This is a genomic window from Hydrogenophaga sp. OTU3427, assembly GCF_038440225.1.
GTDB lineage: Bacteria > Pseudomonadota > Gammaproteobacteria > Burkholderiales > Burkholderiaceae_C > Hydrogenophaga.
The window spans coordinates 1-14,217 of record NZ_JASATI010000036.1; the positions used below are offsets into that span (position 1 = coordinate 1).

The window sequence follows — 14,217 nt, forward strand, 5'->3', positions numbered from 1 at the left end:
GGGGGGGCGGCACCTCCTCTTTTTTCGGCCCCCCCCCCCCGCGCGGCGCGGGCGGCCCGGCACCCCCTCAAGGGGGCAACACCAGCAGACCGGCAAAGCCGGCTCTGCGGTGTTCCCGGTCAATACACCCGCGCCGGCTGACGCGTGGGCTTTATCCGTCAGAATCGGGGACCATGAAACAGGCGTCCCCGATTTCTTTTCCCCCCTTTGATTTCCTGCAGTCGCTGGCCGCGTCGGTGCAGCTGCCCGACTGGCTGGTGGCCGAGCTGCAGAACCGCGTGGTGCTGTTCGCCAACCACGTGCTGATGCAGGAACCGCAGGCGCAGGAGCGCCTCAAGCACCAGTGTGGCAAGGCCATGCTGGTGCGCTGGGGCAGCTTCGACTTGCGCCTGGCGGCCACGCCCGCCGGTCTGCTGGAACGCAGCCCGGTGGCCGCCGAACCGGACCTCACCATCACCCTGGTGCAGACGTCGCCGCTGCTCATCGCTCAGTCGGTGCTGAGCGGCCAGAAACCCGAGGTGTCCATACAGGGCGACGTGCAACTGGCCGCCGAAGTGGCCTGGTTGGCCGACAACCTGCGCTGGGACATGGAGGAAGACCTGTCGCGATTCCTGGGGGACGCCGCCGCCCACACCCTGGTGGGGCAGGCACGTTCGCTGGCCGAGGCCGTGCGCGGTTTCGTGGCGCGGGTGATGCCGGCGGCACCGGGCGCGGGTGACGCGCCCAAGGCCGCGCCATGAGGCGGTTTTTCCGCGGCGCCTTCATCGTCTGGGTGGTGTTGCGCCATGGGCTGGACGAACTGGTCCTGTCCAGCTTCCAGCACCCCTTCCTGCGCCTGCTCACCCGCTGGGTGTCGATCGGCCGCGACCTGAGCGTGCCGCGAGGCCAGCGCTTGCGCGAGGCGCTGGAGCGCCTGGGCCCCATATTCGTCAAGTTTGGCCAGGTGCTGTCCACCCGGCGTGACCTGCTGCCGCCCGACATCGCCGACGAACTGGCCGCGCTGCAGGACCGCGTGCCGCCCTTCCCGAGCGCCGTGGCCGTGGCCACTGTCGAGCGCGCCTTCGGACGCCGGGTGGACCAGGTGTTCGCCACCTTCGAGCATGTCCCCGTGGCCAGCGCGTCCATCGCCCAGGTGCACTTCGCGACGCTGAACGACGGCCGCGAGGTGGCGGTCAAGGTGCTGCGGCCCAACATGCTGCCGGTGATCGAGAAGGACCTGGGCCTGATGCGGGTCATGGCGGGCTGGGTCGAGCGTCTGTCGGCCGATGGCAAGCGGCTGAAGCCGCGCGAGGTGGTGGCCGAGTTCGACAAGTACCTGCACGACGAGCTGGACCTGGTGCGCGAAGCCGCCAACGCCGCCCAGCTGCGCCGCAACATGTCGGAGCTGGGCCTGGTGCTGATCCCCGAGATGTTCTGGGACTACTGCCACCCCGAGGTGATGGTGATGGAGCGCATGAAGGGCGTGCCCATCAGCCGTGTGGACGAGCTGCGCGCGCGTGGCGTGGACATCCCGCGCCTGGCGCGCGATGGCGTCACCATCTTCTTCACCCAGGTGTTCCGCGACGGCTTTTTCCACGCCGACATGCACCCGGGCAACATCCAGGTCAGCGTGGACCCGGCCAGCTTCGGCCGCTACATTTCGCTGGACTTCGGCATCGTCGGCACCCTGACCGAGTTCGACAAGGAGTACCTGGCGCAGAACTTCTCGGCTTTTTTTCGCCGCGACTACAAGCGCGTGGCCCAACTGCACATCGAAAGCGGCTGGGTGCCGCGGGACACCCGGGTGGACGAGCTGGAGGCCGCCATCCGCACCGTCTGCGAACCCTATTTCGACCGGCCGCTGAAGGAGATTTCCCTTGGCATGGTGCTGATGCGCCTGTTCCAGACTTCGCGCCGCTTCAACGTCGAGATCCAGCCGCAGCTGGTGCTGCTGCAGAAGACCCTGCTCAACATCGAGGGCCTGGGCCGCGAGCTGGACCCCGAGCTGGACCTGTGGAGCACCGCCAAGCCCTTTCTGGAGAAGTGGATGCTCGACCAGGTGGGGCCGCAGCGACTGCTGCGCCAGCTCAAGGAGGAGGCGCCCCAGTACGCCAAGCTGCTGCCCGCCTTGCCGCGCCTGCTGCACGACTACCTGCAGCAGCGGCCCGACGAGTTGCGGCGCGAGGTCAAGGCCCTGATGGACGAGCAGCGTCGCACCAACCGCTTGTTGCAGGCCATCCTCTACGGCGGCCTGGGCTTCCTGCTGGGCCTGCTGGCCATGCAGCTGCTGGTGCGCGTCAAGCTCTGGTGAGGTCGGCACGGCTGGGCTGATGGTGGCCCCTTGAAGCCCTGGGGCCATGCCCCAATTTATAATGACGGGTTTTGTTCATCGGCCTGACCGAGGGGTGTCTGCTCCCGTTCGGGCCATGTTGCGGTTTTTCACCAGGTCCAAGCCATGCCCATCTACGCTTACAAGTGTGCGTCCTGCGGTCACGCCAAGGACGTGTTGCAAAAAATGGCCGATGCGCCACTGACCGTGTGCCCGTCCTGCGGCGCCGAGTCCTTCTCCAAACAGCTCACGGCCGCTGGCTTCCAGCTCAAGGGTTCGGGCTGGTACGCCACCGATTTCCGTGGTGGTTCGGGTGGCGCGAGCGCCCCTGCGGCCGCGGGTACTGCTGCCACGTCCGATGCGGCGGCAGCGCCCGCGCCGGCGGTGGCCGACAGCGGCGGCGCCTCGGCCGGCGGCTGCGGCACGTCCTGCGCCTGCCACTGACACCCCCTTGCCTCCGACCTGGAACCCCCACCCATGATTGCTGCTCTGCGCAAATGGCTGTTTGCCGGCCTGCTGGTGCTGGTGCCGCTCATCATCACCCTCTGGGTGTTGGACTGGGTGGTCTCCACGCTGGACCAGACCCTGCGCGTGTTGCCCGCCTCGTGGCAGCCCGACCAGTGGCTGGGCATGCACATCCCCGGCCTGGGCGTGCTGTTTGCGCTGGCGGTGCTGCTGAGCATCGGCGCGCTGGCGTCCAACATCATCGGCAACAAGCTGGTGCACTGGTGGCACGCCATGCTGCACCGCATCCCGGTGGTGCGCTCCATCTATTCGGGTGTCAAACAGGTGTCCGACACCCTGTTCTCCGAAAAAGGCAACGCCTTTCGCAAGGCCATCCTGGTGCAGTGGCCGCGGGAGGGCATGTGGACCATCGCCTTTCTCACCGGCAGCCCCGCCGGCGAGGTGGCCAAGGAGCTGCCCGACGACTGCCTCAGCGTCTACGTGCCCACCACGCCCAACCCCACCGGCGGCTACTTCGTGATGGTGCCGCGCAGCCAATGTGTGGAGCTGGCGATGAGCGTGGACGAGGCCCTGACCTATGTGATTTCCATGGGCGTGATCGTGCCCGGCAGCCCAAAGAGCCCCAAGCTCAAACCTGCGGCGGTCCTGCCCGACGCCTGAAGACCGCTTTCAAGATAACCGACGAACCCCGAGAGAAGAGAGAGAAACAAGCCATGGCGATGCGTACCCACTATTGCGGTCTGGTGACCGAAGCCCTGATGGGCCAGACCGTGACCCTGTGCGGCTGGGTCAACCGCCGCCGTGACCACGGCGGGGTGATCTTTGTCGACCTGCGCGACCGCGAAGGCTATGTGCAGGTGGTGTGCGACCCCGACCGCGCCGAGATGTTCAAGACCGCCGAAGGCCTGCGCAACGAGTTCTGCGTGCAGATCACCGGCCTGGTGCGCGCGCGCCCCGAAGGCACGGCCAACGACAGCCTCAAGAGCGGCAAGATCGAGATCCTGTGCCACGAGCTGAACGTGCTCAACCCCTCGGTCACGCCGCCCTTCCTGCTGGACGACGACAACCTGTCGGAGACCACCCGCCTCACGCACCGCGTGCTGGACCTGCGCCGCCCCTACATGCAGCGCAACCTGATGCTGCGCTACAAGGTGGCCATGGAGGTGCGCAAGTTCCTCGACAGCAACGGCTTCGTCGACATCGAGACGCCCATGCTCACCAAGAGCACGCCCGAAGGCGCGCGCGACTACCTGGTGCCCAGCCGCGTGCACGACGGCCAGTTCTTCGCGCTGCCGCAGTCGCCCCAGCTGTTCAAGCAGCTGCTGATGGTGGCCGGCTTCGACCGCTACTACCAGATCACCAAGTGCTTCCGCGACGAGGACCTGCGCGCCGACCGCCAGCCCGAGTTCACCCAGATCGATATCGAGACCTCCTTCCTCACCGAGCAGGAGATCCGTGACATGTTCCAGGGCATGATCAAGACGGTGTTCCAGAACGTGCTGGACATCGACCTGGGCGAGTTCCCGGTGATGGCCTACAGCGAGGCCATGCACCGCTACGGCTCCGACAAGCCCGACCTGCGCGTCAAGCTCGAATTCACCGAACTCACCGACGTCATGGCCGACGTGGACTTCAAGGTCTTCAGCGCGCCGGCCCAGATGAAGAACGGCCGCGTGGTCGCCCTGTGTGTGCCGGGCGGCGCCGAGATGAGCCGCAGCGAGATCGACGCCTACACCGAGTTCGTCAAGATCTACGGCGCCAAGGGCCTGGCCTGGATCAAGGTCAACGAAGTGGCCAAGGGCCGTGACGGCCTGCAGTCGCCCATCGTCAAGAACCTGCACGACGCCGCCGTGGCCGAGATCCTCAAGCGCACCAACGCGCAGGACGGCGACATCCTGTTCTTCGGCGCCGACAAGGCCAAGGTGGTCAACGACGCCATCGGCGCGCTGCGCATCAAGATCGGCCACAGCGAGCTGGGCAAGAAGAAGGGCTTCTTCGAGCAGCGCTGGGCGCCGATGTGGGTGGTCGACTTCCCCATGTTCGAGCACGACGAGGAAGAAGACCGCTGGACCGCGGTGCACCACCCCTTCACCGCGCCCAAGGACGGCCACGAGGACTGGATGGTGACGGCGCCCGAGAAGTGCATCGCCAAGGGTTACGACATGGTCCTGAACGGCTGGGAAATCGGCGGCGGCTCGGTGCGTATCCACCGCGCCGACGTGCAGCAGAAGGTGTTCGACGCGCTGAAGATCTCGCCCGAGGACGCGCAGCTCAAGTTCGGCTTCCTGCTCGACGCCCTGCAGTACGGCGCGCCCCCGCACGGTGGCCTGGCCTTCGGCCTGGACCGCATCATCACCCTGATGACCGGTGCCGAGTCCATCCGCGACGTGATCGCCTTCCCCAAGACCCAGCGCGCCCAGTGCCTGCTCACGCAAGCGCCGTCGCCGGTGGACGAAAAGCAGCTGCGCGAACTGCACATCAAGCTGCGCAACCTGGACGCGGCGAAGGCCTGAGTCTTTTCGCGTGCCCCCGCCCCATGTCCTCGCTCGGAGGACATGAGCGGAACAGGGCACCGGCCACCCCGATCCGCTCGGTGTCGACCGTCACCGAGCGATCACAACCCCCGGTCAGTCCCCTGGCACGATGTCCATGGAGCGTGTGCTGGCGTGTTCCCGCTTTTGCCCGTACATGCGGGCGTCGGCCTCGCGCAGCAGGGCCACCAGGTGGGCGCCGTCTTCAGGGAAGGTCGCCACGCCCATGCTGAAACCCACCGGCGTGGGCGGTCCGTCGAACAGGGGCGTCCGGCGCAGTTCCCGCTTCAGCCGGTTCACCGCCTGATCCAGGGCCTCTCGGCTCTCGCCCTCCAGCATCACCACGAATTCGTCGCCGCCCAGGCGCGCCACCAGGTCGGTGCTGCGGGTGGCGTTCTGGGCCCGCTTGGCCACCTCGCGCAGCACACCGTCGCCGGCCGCGTGGCCGTGGCGGTCGTTCAGCGCCTTGAACCCGTCCAGGTCCAGCACGACAACGGCCATGTGTTCGCCCCGCCGCTCGGCCCGGCGCAAGGCCTGGCTCGCGAAGGCGTCCAGCTGGCGGCGGTTGGCCAGGCCGGTCAGGGGGTCGTTGAGCGCCATCTTCTGCAGCCGTTCCTGCACCCGCAGGTTGACCGCCAGGCTCATGCCGCAGATCCAGGCCAGGTTGTGCGTGAGCAGCAGCAGGAAAACAATGCCCATCACCGGGTGCTGCAACATGTCGCTGCCCGGCGGTGCCCGCATGACGATGGACCAGCGCAGCACAAAGGCCAGGGCGGCCATGGCCACGAAGGCGGCGCAGACGCCGTAGATCACCCGCCAGCGGCCCTCGTTGCGCCACAGCAGCAGGCCGGCGGTGGTCAGCAGCACCGTCATGATCAAGGGGTCCTGCAGCATGTAGCGGGCCTGTGCGTTGTCCCGGTGCATGGTGGCGATCACCGCGGCCACCACCAGCACGGCGACCGACCAGAGCCAGCGCCACTGGGGCCGGCCCAGTTGCTTGAAGCGCAGCAGCCCTTCCACGTGCAGCAGCGCCGCACCCACCAGGAGGGTGTTGTTGACCGGTGAAAAAGCGCTGCCCAGCTGCGGGCGCAGGATCACCGCGACAAAACCCAGGCCGCTGCTGATGGCGGCCAGGGTCCACACGCCGGGGCCGGGCACATCGCGGTTGATGTACCACAGGGCCGCCATCACCAGGATCGCCACGCCATTGACAATGGCGACGATCAGGCTGACCGTGGGGTAGTGAAGATCCGGCATTGGACGCAAAATTTAACACTTATGCGCAGTTTGAAACGTGCTCGAGCCCCTCGCGCTGCGGTTCGTTTCGACTTTCTTGCCACACTGTCCCCGTGCCGCACCACCACCCGATGACCGACATACGCCCCTTCAAGATCCCGCAATCGGTGCTGGTGGTGATCCACACGCCCGATCTGCAGGTGCTGCTGATCGAGCGCGCCGACGCGCCGGGTTTCTGGCAGTCGGTCACGGGTGCCAAGGACTTTGCCCAGGAAACCTGGGCCGCCACCGCCGCGCGCGAGGTGCGCGAGGAAACGGGTCTGGACGCGCGGGCGCCCGGCCACCACCTGCGCGACTGGGCGCTGGAAAACGTCTACGAGATCTACCCGCATTGGCGCCACCGCTACGCGCCCGGTGTCACGCACAACACCGAGCGCCTCTTCGGCCTGTGTGTGCCGGCACCGCTGCCGGTGCGCCTGAGTCCGCGCGAACACACGGCGCAGGCCTGGTGGCCCTGGGCGGATGCGGCCGAACGCTGTTTTTCGCCGTCCAACGCCGAGGCCATCCTGTGGCTGCCGCGCCTGGGTGGCGCGCGGTCCATCTAAGGTATCCGGTGGCATGATCGCGTGATGGACCGATTCCGAGTCGCCACCTACAACATCCACAAGGGCGTGCAAGGCCTGGGGCCGGCGCGCCGGCTCGAAATCCACAACCTGGGCCATGCGGTCGAGCAGCTCGACGCCGACATCGTCTGCCTGCAGGAGGTGCGCAGCCACCACCACAAGCTCAAGAAGCGGTTTGCCCACTGGCCCGAGCAGGCGCAGGCCGACTACCTGTCGCCCGAGGGCTACGAGGCCATCTACCGCACCAACGCCTTCACCCGCCACGGCGAACACGGCAACGCGCTGCTGTCGCGCTGGCCGGTGCTGGCCACCGGCCACCAGGACGTGTCCGACCACCGCTTCGAGCAGCGCGGCCTGCTGCACGCCGAGGTGCAGGTGGGCGCGCGCACCGTGCACGTGGTGGTGGTCCACCTGGGGCTGATCCACGCCAGCCGCGAACGCCAGGTGCAGCGCCTGGGCCAGTTCATCGCGCGCGAGGTGCCGGCGAACGCGCCGCTGGTCGTGGCCGGCGACTTCAACGACTGGAGCGCCCGGCTGCTGGCGCCCATGGCCGATCTCGACCTGCGCACTTTCGAAGGCATACGCCTGCCGACCTATCCCTCGCGCCTGCCGCTGCTGCATCTGGACCGCATCTACGTGCGTGGGCTGCACCCGGTCTCGGCCCAGGTGCCCCATGGGCGGGCCTGGGCGCGCATGTCCGACCACCTGCCGCTGATCGCGGAACTGGCCTTCTGAACGCACCATGGCCGTGTTGCCCAACGACGACTGGCGTCCGGCCCGACCGCAGCCTGGCCACCGGTTGCAGCTGCTGCAGGGCGGCGAGGCGTTTTTCCCGGCGCTGGTCGCGGCCATGGACGCCGCTGCCCAGTCGGTCCACCTGGAAACCTACATCTTTGACTTCGCTGGCAGCTCCTTGCAGGTGGCCGAGGCCCTGGTGCGCGCGGCCCGGCGTGGCGTGCATGTGCGCCTGGTGGTGGACGGCATCGGCACGCCCCACATCCCCGAGGCCTGGCGGCAGCGTTTCAGCGAGGCCGGGGTGTATTGGCGGGTGTACGCGCCGCTGGGCCGCTTCGGCATGGCCCTGCCCAGCAGCTGGCGCCGCCTGCACCGCAAGCTGTGCGTGGTGGACGGCCGGGTGGGTTTTTGTGGCGGCATCAACATCATCGATGACCTCAACGACGTGGCGCTCGGGCGGCTGAGCCTGCCCCGGCTGGACTTTTCGCTGCAGGTCAGTGGCCCGCTGGTGGCCGACATGGCCGAAACCATGGAGCGCCTGTGGTGGCGTCTGCAGGCGGTGCGCAAGGCGCGCCAGCGCGAATTCCGCGCCGCCTGGGACGCGTTGCGCACCGGCACACCGGTGGGGGATTTTTCGGCCTTGTTCGACCTGGGCGACACCCCCCGACCAGGGCCATCCAGAGGCATGGCCCACGCCGGCAGCGCCGCCTTGGTGCTGCGCGACAACCTGCGCCACCGCCACGACATCGAGCGTGCCTACCTCAAGGCCATCGGCGAGGCCCACCACGAGGTGCTGATCGCCAACGCCTACTTCATCCCCGGGCGCAAGCTGCGCCGTGCGCTGGTGATGGCGGTGTCGCGCGGTGTGCGTGTGCGCTTGCTGCTGCAGGGCAAATACGAACACTTCATGCAGTACCACGCGGCGCGGCCGGTGTTCCACCAGCTGCTGAGCGCCGGCGTGCAGATCTTCGAGTACGTGCCCAGCGCCCTGCACGCCAAGGTGGCCGTGGTCGACCGCCGCTGGGCCACGGTGGGCTCGACCAATCTCGACCCCTTGAGCCTGCTGCTGGCGCGCGAGGCCAACGTGGTCAGCGCCGACGAAGGCTTCGCGCGGGCGCTGCACGAACGGCTGCACCACATCGTGACCCACGACGGCCGTGCCCTGCAGCCGCAGGCGCTGGCGGCGCGCCCATGGCCCCAGCGTGCGCTGGACCGGCTGGCCTTCATGGTGATGCGGGCCAGCCTGTTTCTCACCGGCCACAGGTACTGATGTCCCCCCGCGCCGCTTCGCGTCACCCCCCGGGGGGCGACACCAGCCGTCTGGCGGAGCCAGCCCGACGGTGTCCCCGGTGCTGTCCTGGCGCGCCTGATGGCGCTTGATTCAGAACGCCCGCAGCCGTGGCCTTGCCCAACGACCTGATCGTTCAGCGCCCCGAGGGCCTGTACTGCCCACCGGGCGATTTCTACATCGACCCCTGGCGCAGGGTGGAGCGCGCCGTGATCACCCACGCCCACGCAGACCACGCGCGCAACGGCCATGCCCACTACCTGGCCACACAGGCGTCCGAAGGGGTCCTGCGGGCACGCTTGGGCGCCATCACGTTGCAGACGCTGCCCTACGGCGAGGTGGTGGAGCACCGGGGCGTGCGTGTCTCCCTGCACCCCGCCGGCCATGTGCTGGGTTCGGCCCAGGTCCGGGTGGAGCACGCCGGCCGCGTGTGGGTGGCCAGCGGCGACTACAAGGTCGCGGCCGACCCCACCTGCGCGCCTTTCGAGCCGGTGCGCTGCGACGTGTTCATCACCGAGTCCACCTTCGGCCTGCCCATCTACCGCTGGCAACCGGACGCGCTCGTGTTCGCTGACATCAACGCCTGGTGGGCCGGCAACGCCAGCCAGGGCCGTGCCAGCGTGCTGGCCTGCTACAGCTTTGGCAAGGCGCAACGGCTGCTCAGCGGCCTGGATGCGTCCATCGGCCCCATCGTCTGCCACGGTGCCGCCGACCCGATCAACCGCGCTTACCGCGCCGCCGGTGTGGTGCTGCCCGAGACCACGCCCGCCACCCAGCTCGACAAGGCCGGCGCCGCCCGCGCCATGGTCCTGTGTCCGCCGGGTGCCCTGGGCGGTGTGTGGCTGCGCCGTTTCGGTGACCACAGCGACGCCTTCGCCAGCGGCTGGATGCGCCTGCGTGGCGGGCGGCGGCGTGGCGGCTTCGACCGTGGCTTTGCCCTCAGCGACCACGCCGACTGGCCCGGGCTGATGTCGGCCATCGCCGCCACCGGTGCGCAGCGGGTCATCGTCACCCATGGCAGCGTGCCGGTGATGGTGCGCCACCTCGGCGCACAAGGCCTGCTGGCCGAGGCCTTCGAAACCGAATACGGCGACGAACAGGATCCGCCCGAGGGTGCGCCGGCATGAAACGGTTTGCCCGCCTGTACAGCGAGCTGGACGCCAGCACCGCCACCCAGGCCAAGGTGGAGGCGCTGCGCCGCTACTTCGCCGATGCACCGCCCGAGGACGCCGCCTGGGTGGTGTATTTCCTGGCCGGGGGCAAGCCGCGCCAGGTGGTGCGCACCGCGGCCCTGCGGGCCATGGCCTGCGAGCTGGCCGGCCTGGACGACTGGCTGTTCGAGGCCAGCTACCAGGTGGTGGGCGACCTGGCCGAGACCATCGCCCTGCTGGTGCCCGACGCACCCGACGCCGACCACCGCTTGGCCGAACTGGGCCTGAACGACTGGGTGACCCAGCACCTGCTTCCCCTGCGTGGCCAGTCCTCCGAGGCCGTGGACCTGGCCCTGCGGAAGTGGTTCTGCGCCCTGGACGCCAGCGGGCGTTTCCTGCTGATCAAGCTGGTGGGTGGGGGCTTCCGTGTGGGCGTGAGCAAGCTGCTGGTGCAACGCGCCCTGGCCGAACACGCGGGACTGGACCCCAAGCGGGTGGCCCGGCGGATGATGGGCTACACCGATGCCCAGGCCGTGCCCACCGCGGCGCGTTACCTGGCCCTGGTGGCACCCGAAGGCAGCGCCTTGGATGCCGCGCGGGACGGCGGCCAGCCCTATCCCTTTTTTCTCGCCCAGCCGCTGGCCGACGCTTTTCGCCTGCCCGACGACACGGCCCGGTGGGCGCCACTGCTGGGCGAGCCCGCCGCCTGGCTGGTGGAGTGGAAGTTCGACGGCATCCGGGGGCAAGTGCTCCAGCGCGCTGGCCAGGTCTGGGTGTGGACACGGGGTGAGGAACTGGTGACCGAGCGCTATCCCGAGCTGGTGGCGGACGCGGCGGCGTGGCCGGACGGCACCGTGCTCGATGGGGAAATCCTGGCCTGGGACACCACCGCGGACCGGCCGGCGCCCTTCGCCAGGCTGCAGCAGCGCATCGGCCGCAAGACCCTGTCGCGCAAGCTGCTGGCCGAGCTGCCCGTGCGTTTTGTCGCCTACGACCTGCTGGAAGCCGAGGGCACCGACTGGCGTGAGCGGCCGCAGTGGCAGCGCCGCGCCCGCCTGGAGCAACTGGCGGGTGAATGCCCCGGCTTGCGGCTGTCGCCGCTGCTGTCGGCACCCGACTGGCCCGCTCTGGCGGCCGAGCGCGCGTTGGCCCGCGAGCGTGGTTTTGAAGGCCTGATGCTCAAGCAGCGCGAGGCCCGTTATGGTGTCGGCCGCACCCGCGGCGGCGGCCTGTGGTGCAAGTGGAAGCTGGACCCCATGGTGGTGGACGCGGTGCTGATCTATGCCCAGGCTGGCCACGGGCGGCGCGCGGCGCTCTACACCGACTACACCTTCGCCGTCTGGAGCCGCCCGCCGGCCAGCGCCGACGAGGCGCAGGCGGTGGTCGAGGCCATCGCGCGGCGCGAACCGGCCCAGCCCGGCGCCCTGCAACTGGTGGCCTTCGCCAAGGCCTACTCGGGCCTGACCGACGCCGAGTTCGCCCAGGTCGACGCGGTGATCCGCCAGACCACGCTGGAGAAGTTCGGCCCGGTGCGCAGCGTGCGGCCCACGCTGGTGTTCGAGCTGGGCTTCGAGGGCATCGGCGCCAGCCCGCGCCACAAGAGCGGGCTGGCGGTGCGTTTCCCGCGTCTGCTGCGCCTGCGCCCCGACAAGCCGCTGCACGAGGCCAACACCCTGACGGACCTGCGCGCGCTCATGGTCGCCGGGCAATAACCTCAGCCCCTTGCCGGGGCGGGGGGCGGTGTTAGCATGCCCGGATGTTGAGGAAAGTTGAACCAAGCATGAACCCCACAGACGATTCCGGTCGGCACGACGAGGACGTCGGCGTCCCCGTGTCGGTCAAGATCCGCGAGCGCATCCAGGCGGCGCGCAAGCGTTTTCACTCCAACGACAACATCGCCGAGTTCATCCAGCCCGGCGAGCTGGACAAGCTGCTCGAAGAGGTCACGGTGAAGATGCAGGGCGTGCTCGACGCCATGGTGATCGACACCGCCAACGACCACAACACCGGCGACACCGCGCGGCGCGTGGCCAAGATGTACCTCAAGGAGGTCTTCAACGGCCGCTACGTCAAGGGTCCCAGCGTGACGGAGTTCCCCAACGCCGAGCACCTCAACGAGCTGATGATCGTTGGTCCCATTACCGTGCGCAGCGCCTGCAGCCACCACTTCTGCCCGGTGATCGGCAAGATCTGGATCGGCGTCATGCCCAACGAACACACCAACGTGATCGGCCTGTCCAAGTACGCCCGCCTGGCAGAGTGGATCATGGGCCGTCCGCAGATCCAGGAAGAAGCCGTGGTGCAGCTGGCCGACCTGATCCAGGAAAAAACCCAACCCGATGGCCTGGCCATCGTGATGGAGGCCAGCCACTACTGCATGGCCTGGCGCGGCGTGAAGGACATGGACAGCAAGATGATCAACTCGGTCATGCGCGGCGTGTTCCTCAAGGACCCCAACCTGCGGCGCGAATTCCTCTCGCTCATCCCTCGAAAGAACTGACATGCTGGTGCGTCTGCTTTACGTGAGCCGTTCGGTGTCCAAGGACAGTGCCGAGGCCATCGAGTCCATCCTGCACGCCTCGCGCAACCACAACCTGCACCACGGCATCACCGGCATCCTGTGCTACGGCGGCGGTGTGTTCCTGCAGGCCATCGAAGGCGGCCGCGAGGCGGTGAACAAGCTCTACAACCACATCATCGAAGACCCGCGCCATGCCGACGTGGTGCTGCTGCACTACGAGGAAATCACCGAACGGCGCTTCGGGGGCTGGACCATGGGCCAGGTCAACCTGAGCAAGCTCAACACCTCCATCGTGCTCAAGTACTCCGAGAAGCCCGAGTTCGACCCGTATTCGGTGTCGGGCAAGGTGTCGCTGGCGCTGCTCGAAGAGCTGATGGCCACCGCCTCCATCATCGGTCGCGCCTGACCTTCTTCCTTCTCCGAGGCCGCAGCCCGCCGCCGGTGCTGCGGCCTTCGCCGTTCTGAATCCCCGTGTCGCTCACCGCTTTCCTGTTGATCGTGCTGGCCGGTCTGATCCACGCCGGCTGGAACATCGTGGCCAAGAAGGCCGGGGGCGATGCGCGCTTCGCCTTCTTCACCGCCGTCTGGATGATGCTGGTGTGGGCGCCGCTGGGCGGGTGGCTGGGCCGTGCCGAGGTGCCGCGGTGGGGTGCCACCGAATGGGCCTTCGTGGCCGCCAGCGGCGTGTTGCACGTGGTCTATTACGTGGTGCTGCTGCGGGGCTACCGCAAGGCCGACCTCACCGTGGTCTATCCCCTGGCGCGGGGCACCGGCCCGCTGCTGTCCTCGTTGGTGGCCATCGTCTTTCTGGGTGAACGGATTTCGGCCCTGGGTATGGCGGGCGTCGTGGGTGTGGTGCTGGGCGTGTTCCTGATCGCCGGCGGACCTGGCCTGCTGCGCGCCGCCCACGATCCTGCCGCCCGCCAACGGGTGCACAAGGGCATGTTCTACGGCGTGGTCACGGGCCTGTTCATCGCCGCCTACACCGTGGTCGATGGCTACGCGGTCAAGGTGCTGCTGATGTCGCCCATCCTGGTCGACTACATGGGCAACTTCTTTCGCGTGGCGCTGCTGGCACCCAATGCCCTGCGCGACCGCGCCGCCACCCTGCGACTGTGGCGCACGCAGTGGCGCCACGCCCTGGTGGTGGCCACCATCAGCCCCGTGGCCTACGTGCTGGTGCTCTACGCCATGCGCGAGGCGCCGCTCTCACACGTGGCGCCGGCACGCGAGGTGTCGATGTTGTTCGCCGCGCTGCTGGGCGGCCACTTGCTGGGCGAGGGCGACCGCCTGGCCCGCCTGCTTGGCGCCGCATGTATCGCCGGGGGTGTCATCGCTCTGGCGCTGGGCTGAGAAGGT

The 14,217-nt window shown here is 68.4% G+C and carries 14 protein-coding genes; 13 read left to right on the forward strand and 1 reads right to left on the reverse strand.

Annotation, left to right across the window (positions count from 1 at the left end; translation table 11 throughout):
• Positions 1–173: 173 nt before the first annotated feature.
• From AAHB17_RS18075 to aspS, 5 genes are all read left to right on the forward strand, one after another.
• A complete protein-coding gene (locus tag AAHB17_RS18075; RefSeq protein ID WP_342132115.1) occupies positions 174–740 on the forward strand; it encodes a hypothetical protein in 567 nt (188 codons plus the stop codon).
• Positions 737–2,290: a ubiquinone biosynthesis regulatory protein kinase UbiB gene (ubiB, locus tag AAHB17_RS18080; RefSeq protein WP_342132117.1), complete on the forward strand. Its 1,554-nt coding sequence runs from the start codon at positions 737–739 to the stop codon at positions 2,288–2,290. Before AAHB17_RS18075 ends, ubiB begins: the two co-directional genes overlap by 4 nt.
• A 144-nt stretch (positions 2,291–2,434) precedes the next feature.
• A complete protein-coding gene (locus AAHB17_RS18085) occupies positions 2,435–2,752 on the forward strand; it encodes an FmdB family zinc ribbon protein (RefSeq protein WP_342132119.1) in 318 nt (105 codons plus the stop codon).
• A gap of 36 nt (positions 2,753–2,788) precedes the next feature.
• Positions 2,789–3,433 carry a DUF502 domain-containing protein gene (locus tag AAHB17_RS18090; RefSeq protein WP_342132195.1) on the forward strand — a complete coding sequence of 215 codons (645 nt, stop codon included), beginning with the start codon at positions 2,789–2,791 and terminating at the stop codon, positions 3,431–3,433.
• A gap of 53 nt (positions 3,434–3,486) precedes the next feature.
• A complete protein-coding gene (gene aspS, locus AAHB17_RS18095; RefSeq protein ID WP_342132121.1) occupies positions 3,487–5,286 on the forward strand; it encodes an aspartate--tRNA ligase in 1,800 nt (599 codons plus the stop codon).
• Between the two features lie 114 nt (positions 5,287–5,400).
• On the opposite strand, the gene AAHB17_RS18100 is transcribed toward aspS, so the two are convergent.
• The gene (locus AAHB17_RS18100; protein WP_342132122.1) at positions 5,401–6,561 is read right to left on the reverse strand and encodes a GGDEF domain-containing protein; all 1,161 of its coding nucleotides are present in this window, start codon (positions 6,559–6,561) and stop codon (positions 5,401–5,403) included.
• Positions 6,562–6,671: 110 nt separating this feature from the next.
• Between AAHB17_RS18100 and nudB the strand changes: the two genes are divergently transcribed.
• The 8 genes from nudB to AAHB17_RS18140 all read left to right on the forward strand — a co-directional run bounded on the left by nudB (position 6,672) and on the right by AAHB17_RS18140 (position 14,211).
• Positions 6,672–7,145, forward strand: a complete 474-nt coding sequence (nudB, locus tag AAHB17_RS18105; protein ID WP_342132124.1) for a dihydroneopterin triphosphate diphosphatase — start codon at positions 6,672–6,674, stop codon at positions 7,143–7,145.
• A gap of 24 nt (positions 7,146–7,169) precedes the next feature.
• On the forward strand, positions 7,170–7,898 hold the full coding sequence (locus AAHB17_RS18110; RefSeq protein WP_342132126.1) for an endonuclease/exonuclease/phosphatase family protein: 729 nt from the start codon (positions 7,170–7,172) through the stop codon (positions 7,896–7,898).
• Positions 7,899–7,905: 7 nt separating this feature from the next.
• Positions 7,906–9,168: a cardiolipin synthase ClsB gene (clsB, locus tag AAHB17_RS18115; protein WP_342132128.1), complete on the forward strand. Its 1,263-nt coding sequence runs from the start codon at positions 7,906–7,908 to the stop codon at positions 9,166–9,168.
• 128 nt (positions 9,169–9,296) lie between these two features.
• Positions 9,297–10,313: a ligase-associated DNA damage response exonuclease gene (locus AAHB17_RS18120; RefSeq protein ID WP_342132130.1), complete on the forward strand. Its 1,017-nt coding sequence runs from the start codon at positions 9,297–9,299 to the stop codon at positions 10,311–10,313.
• On the forward strand, positions 10,310–12,049 hold the full coding sequence (locus tag AAHB17_RS18125; RefSeq protein ID WP_342132132.1) for an ATP-dependent DNA ligase: 1,740 nt from the start codon (positions 10,310–10,312) through the stop codon (positions 12,047–12,049). The genes AAHB17_RS18120 and AAHB17_RS18125 overlap by 4 nt, the downstream gene beginning before the upstream one ends.
• 68 nt (positions 12,050–12,117) lie before the next feature.
• Entirely contained in the window at positions 12,118–12,837 is a 720-nt protein-coding gene (gene folE, locus AAHB17_RS18130) for a GTP cyclohydrolase I (protein WP_446719618.1), read from the forward strand.
• A gap of 1 nt (position 12,838) precedes the next feature.
• Positions 12,839–13,264, forward strand: coding sequence for a BLUF domain-containing protein (locus AAHB17_RS18135; protein WP_342132136.1), 426 nt, complete (start codon positions 12,839–12,841; stop codon positions 13,262–13,264).
• Between the two features lie 65 nt (positions 13,265–13,329).
• Positions 13,330–14,211, forward strand: coding sequence for an EamA family transporter (locus AAHB17_RS18140; RefSeq protein WP_342132138.1), 882 nt, complete (start codon positions 13,330–13,332; stop codon positions 14,209–14,211).
• Positions 14,212–14,217 lie beyond the last annotated feature (6 nt).

Excerpts from the sequence above, each read along its gene's own strand:
- nudB (WP_342132124.1), top strand. The coding sequence starts at position 6,672 with ATGACCGACATACGCCCCTTCAAGATCCCGCAATCGGTGCTGGTGGTG.
- AAHB17_RS18100 (WP_342132122.1), bottom strand. The coding sequence starts at position 6,561 with ATGCCGGATCTTCACTACCCCACGGTCAGCCTGATCGTCGCCATTGTC.
- AAHB17_RS18110 (WP_342132126.1), top strand. The coding sequence starts at position 7,170 with ATGGACCGATTCCGAGTCGCCACCTACAACATCCACAAGGGCGTGCAA.
- AAHB17_RS18135 (WP_342132136.1), top strand. The coding sequence starts at position 12,839 with ATGCTGGTGCGTCTGCTTTACGTGAGCCGTTCGGTGTCCAAGGACAGT.
- aspS (WP_342132121.1), top strand. The coding sequence starts at position 3,487 with ATGGCGATGCGTACCCACTATTGCGGTCTGGTGACCGAAGCCCTGATG.
- folE (WP_446719618.1), top strand. The coding sequence starts at position 12,118 with ATGAACCCCACAGACGATTCCGGTCGGCACGACGAGGACGTCGGCGTC.
- AAHB17_RS18085 (WP_342132119.1), top strand. The coding sequence starts at position 2,435 with ATGCCCATCTACGCTTACAAGTGTGCGTCCTGCGGTCACGCCAAGGAC.
- AAHB17_RS18125 (WP_342132132.1), top strand. The coding sequence starts at position 10,310 with ATGAAACGGTTTGCCCGCCTGTACAGCGAGCTGGACGCCAGCACCGCC.
- ubiB (WP_342132117.1), top strand. The coding sequence starts at position 737 with ATGAGGCGGTTTTTCCGCGGCGCCTTCATCGTCTGGGTGGTGTTGCGC.
- AAHB17_RS18075 (WP_342132115.1), top strand. The coding sequence starts at position 174 with ATGAAACAGGCGTCCCCGATTTCTTTTCCCCCCTTTGATTTCCTGCAG.
- clsB (WP_342132128.1), top strand. The coding sequence starts at position 7,906 with ATGGCCGTGTTGCCCAACGACGACTGGCGTCCGGCCCGACCGCAGCCT.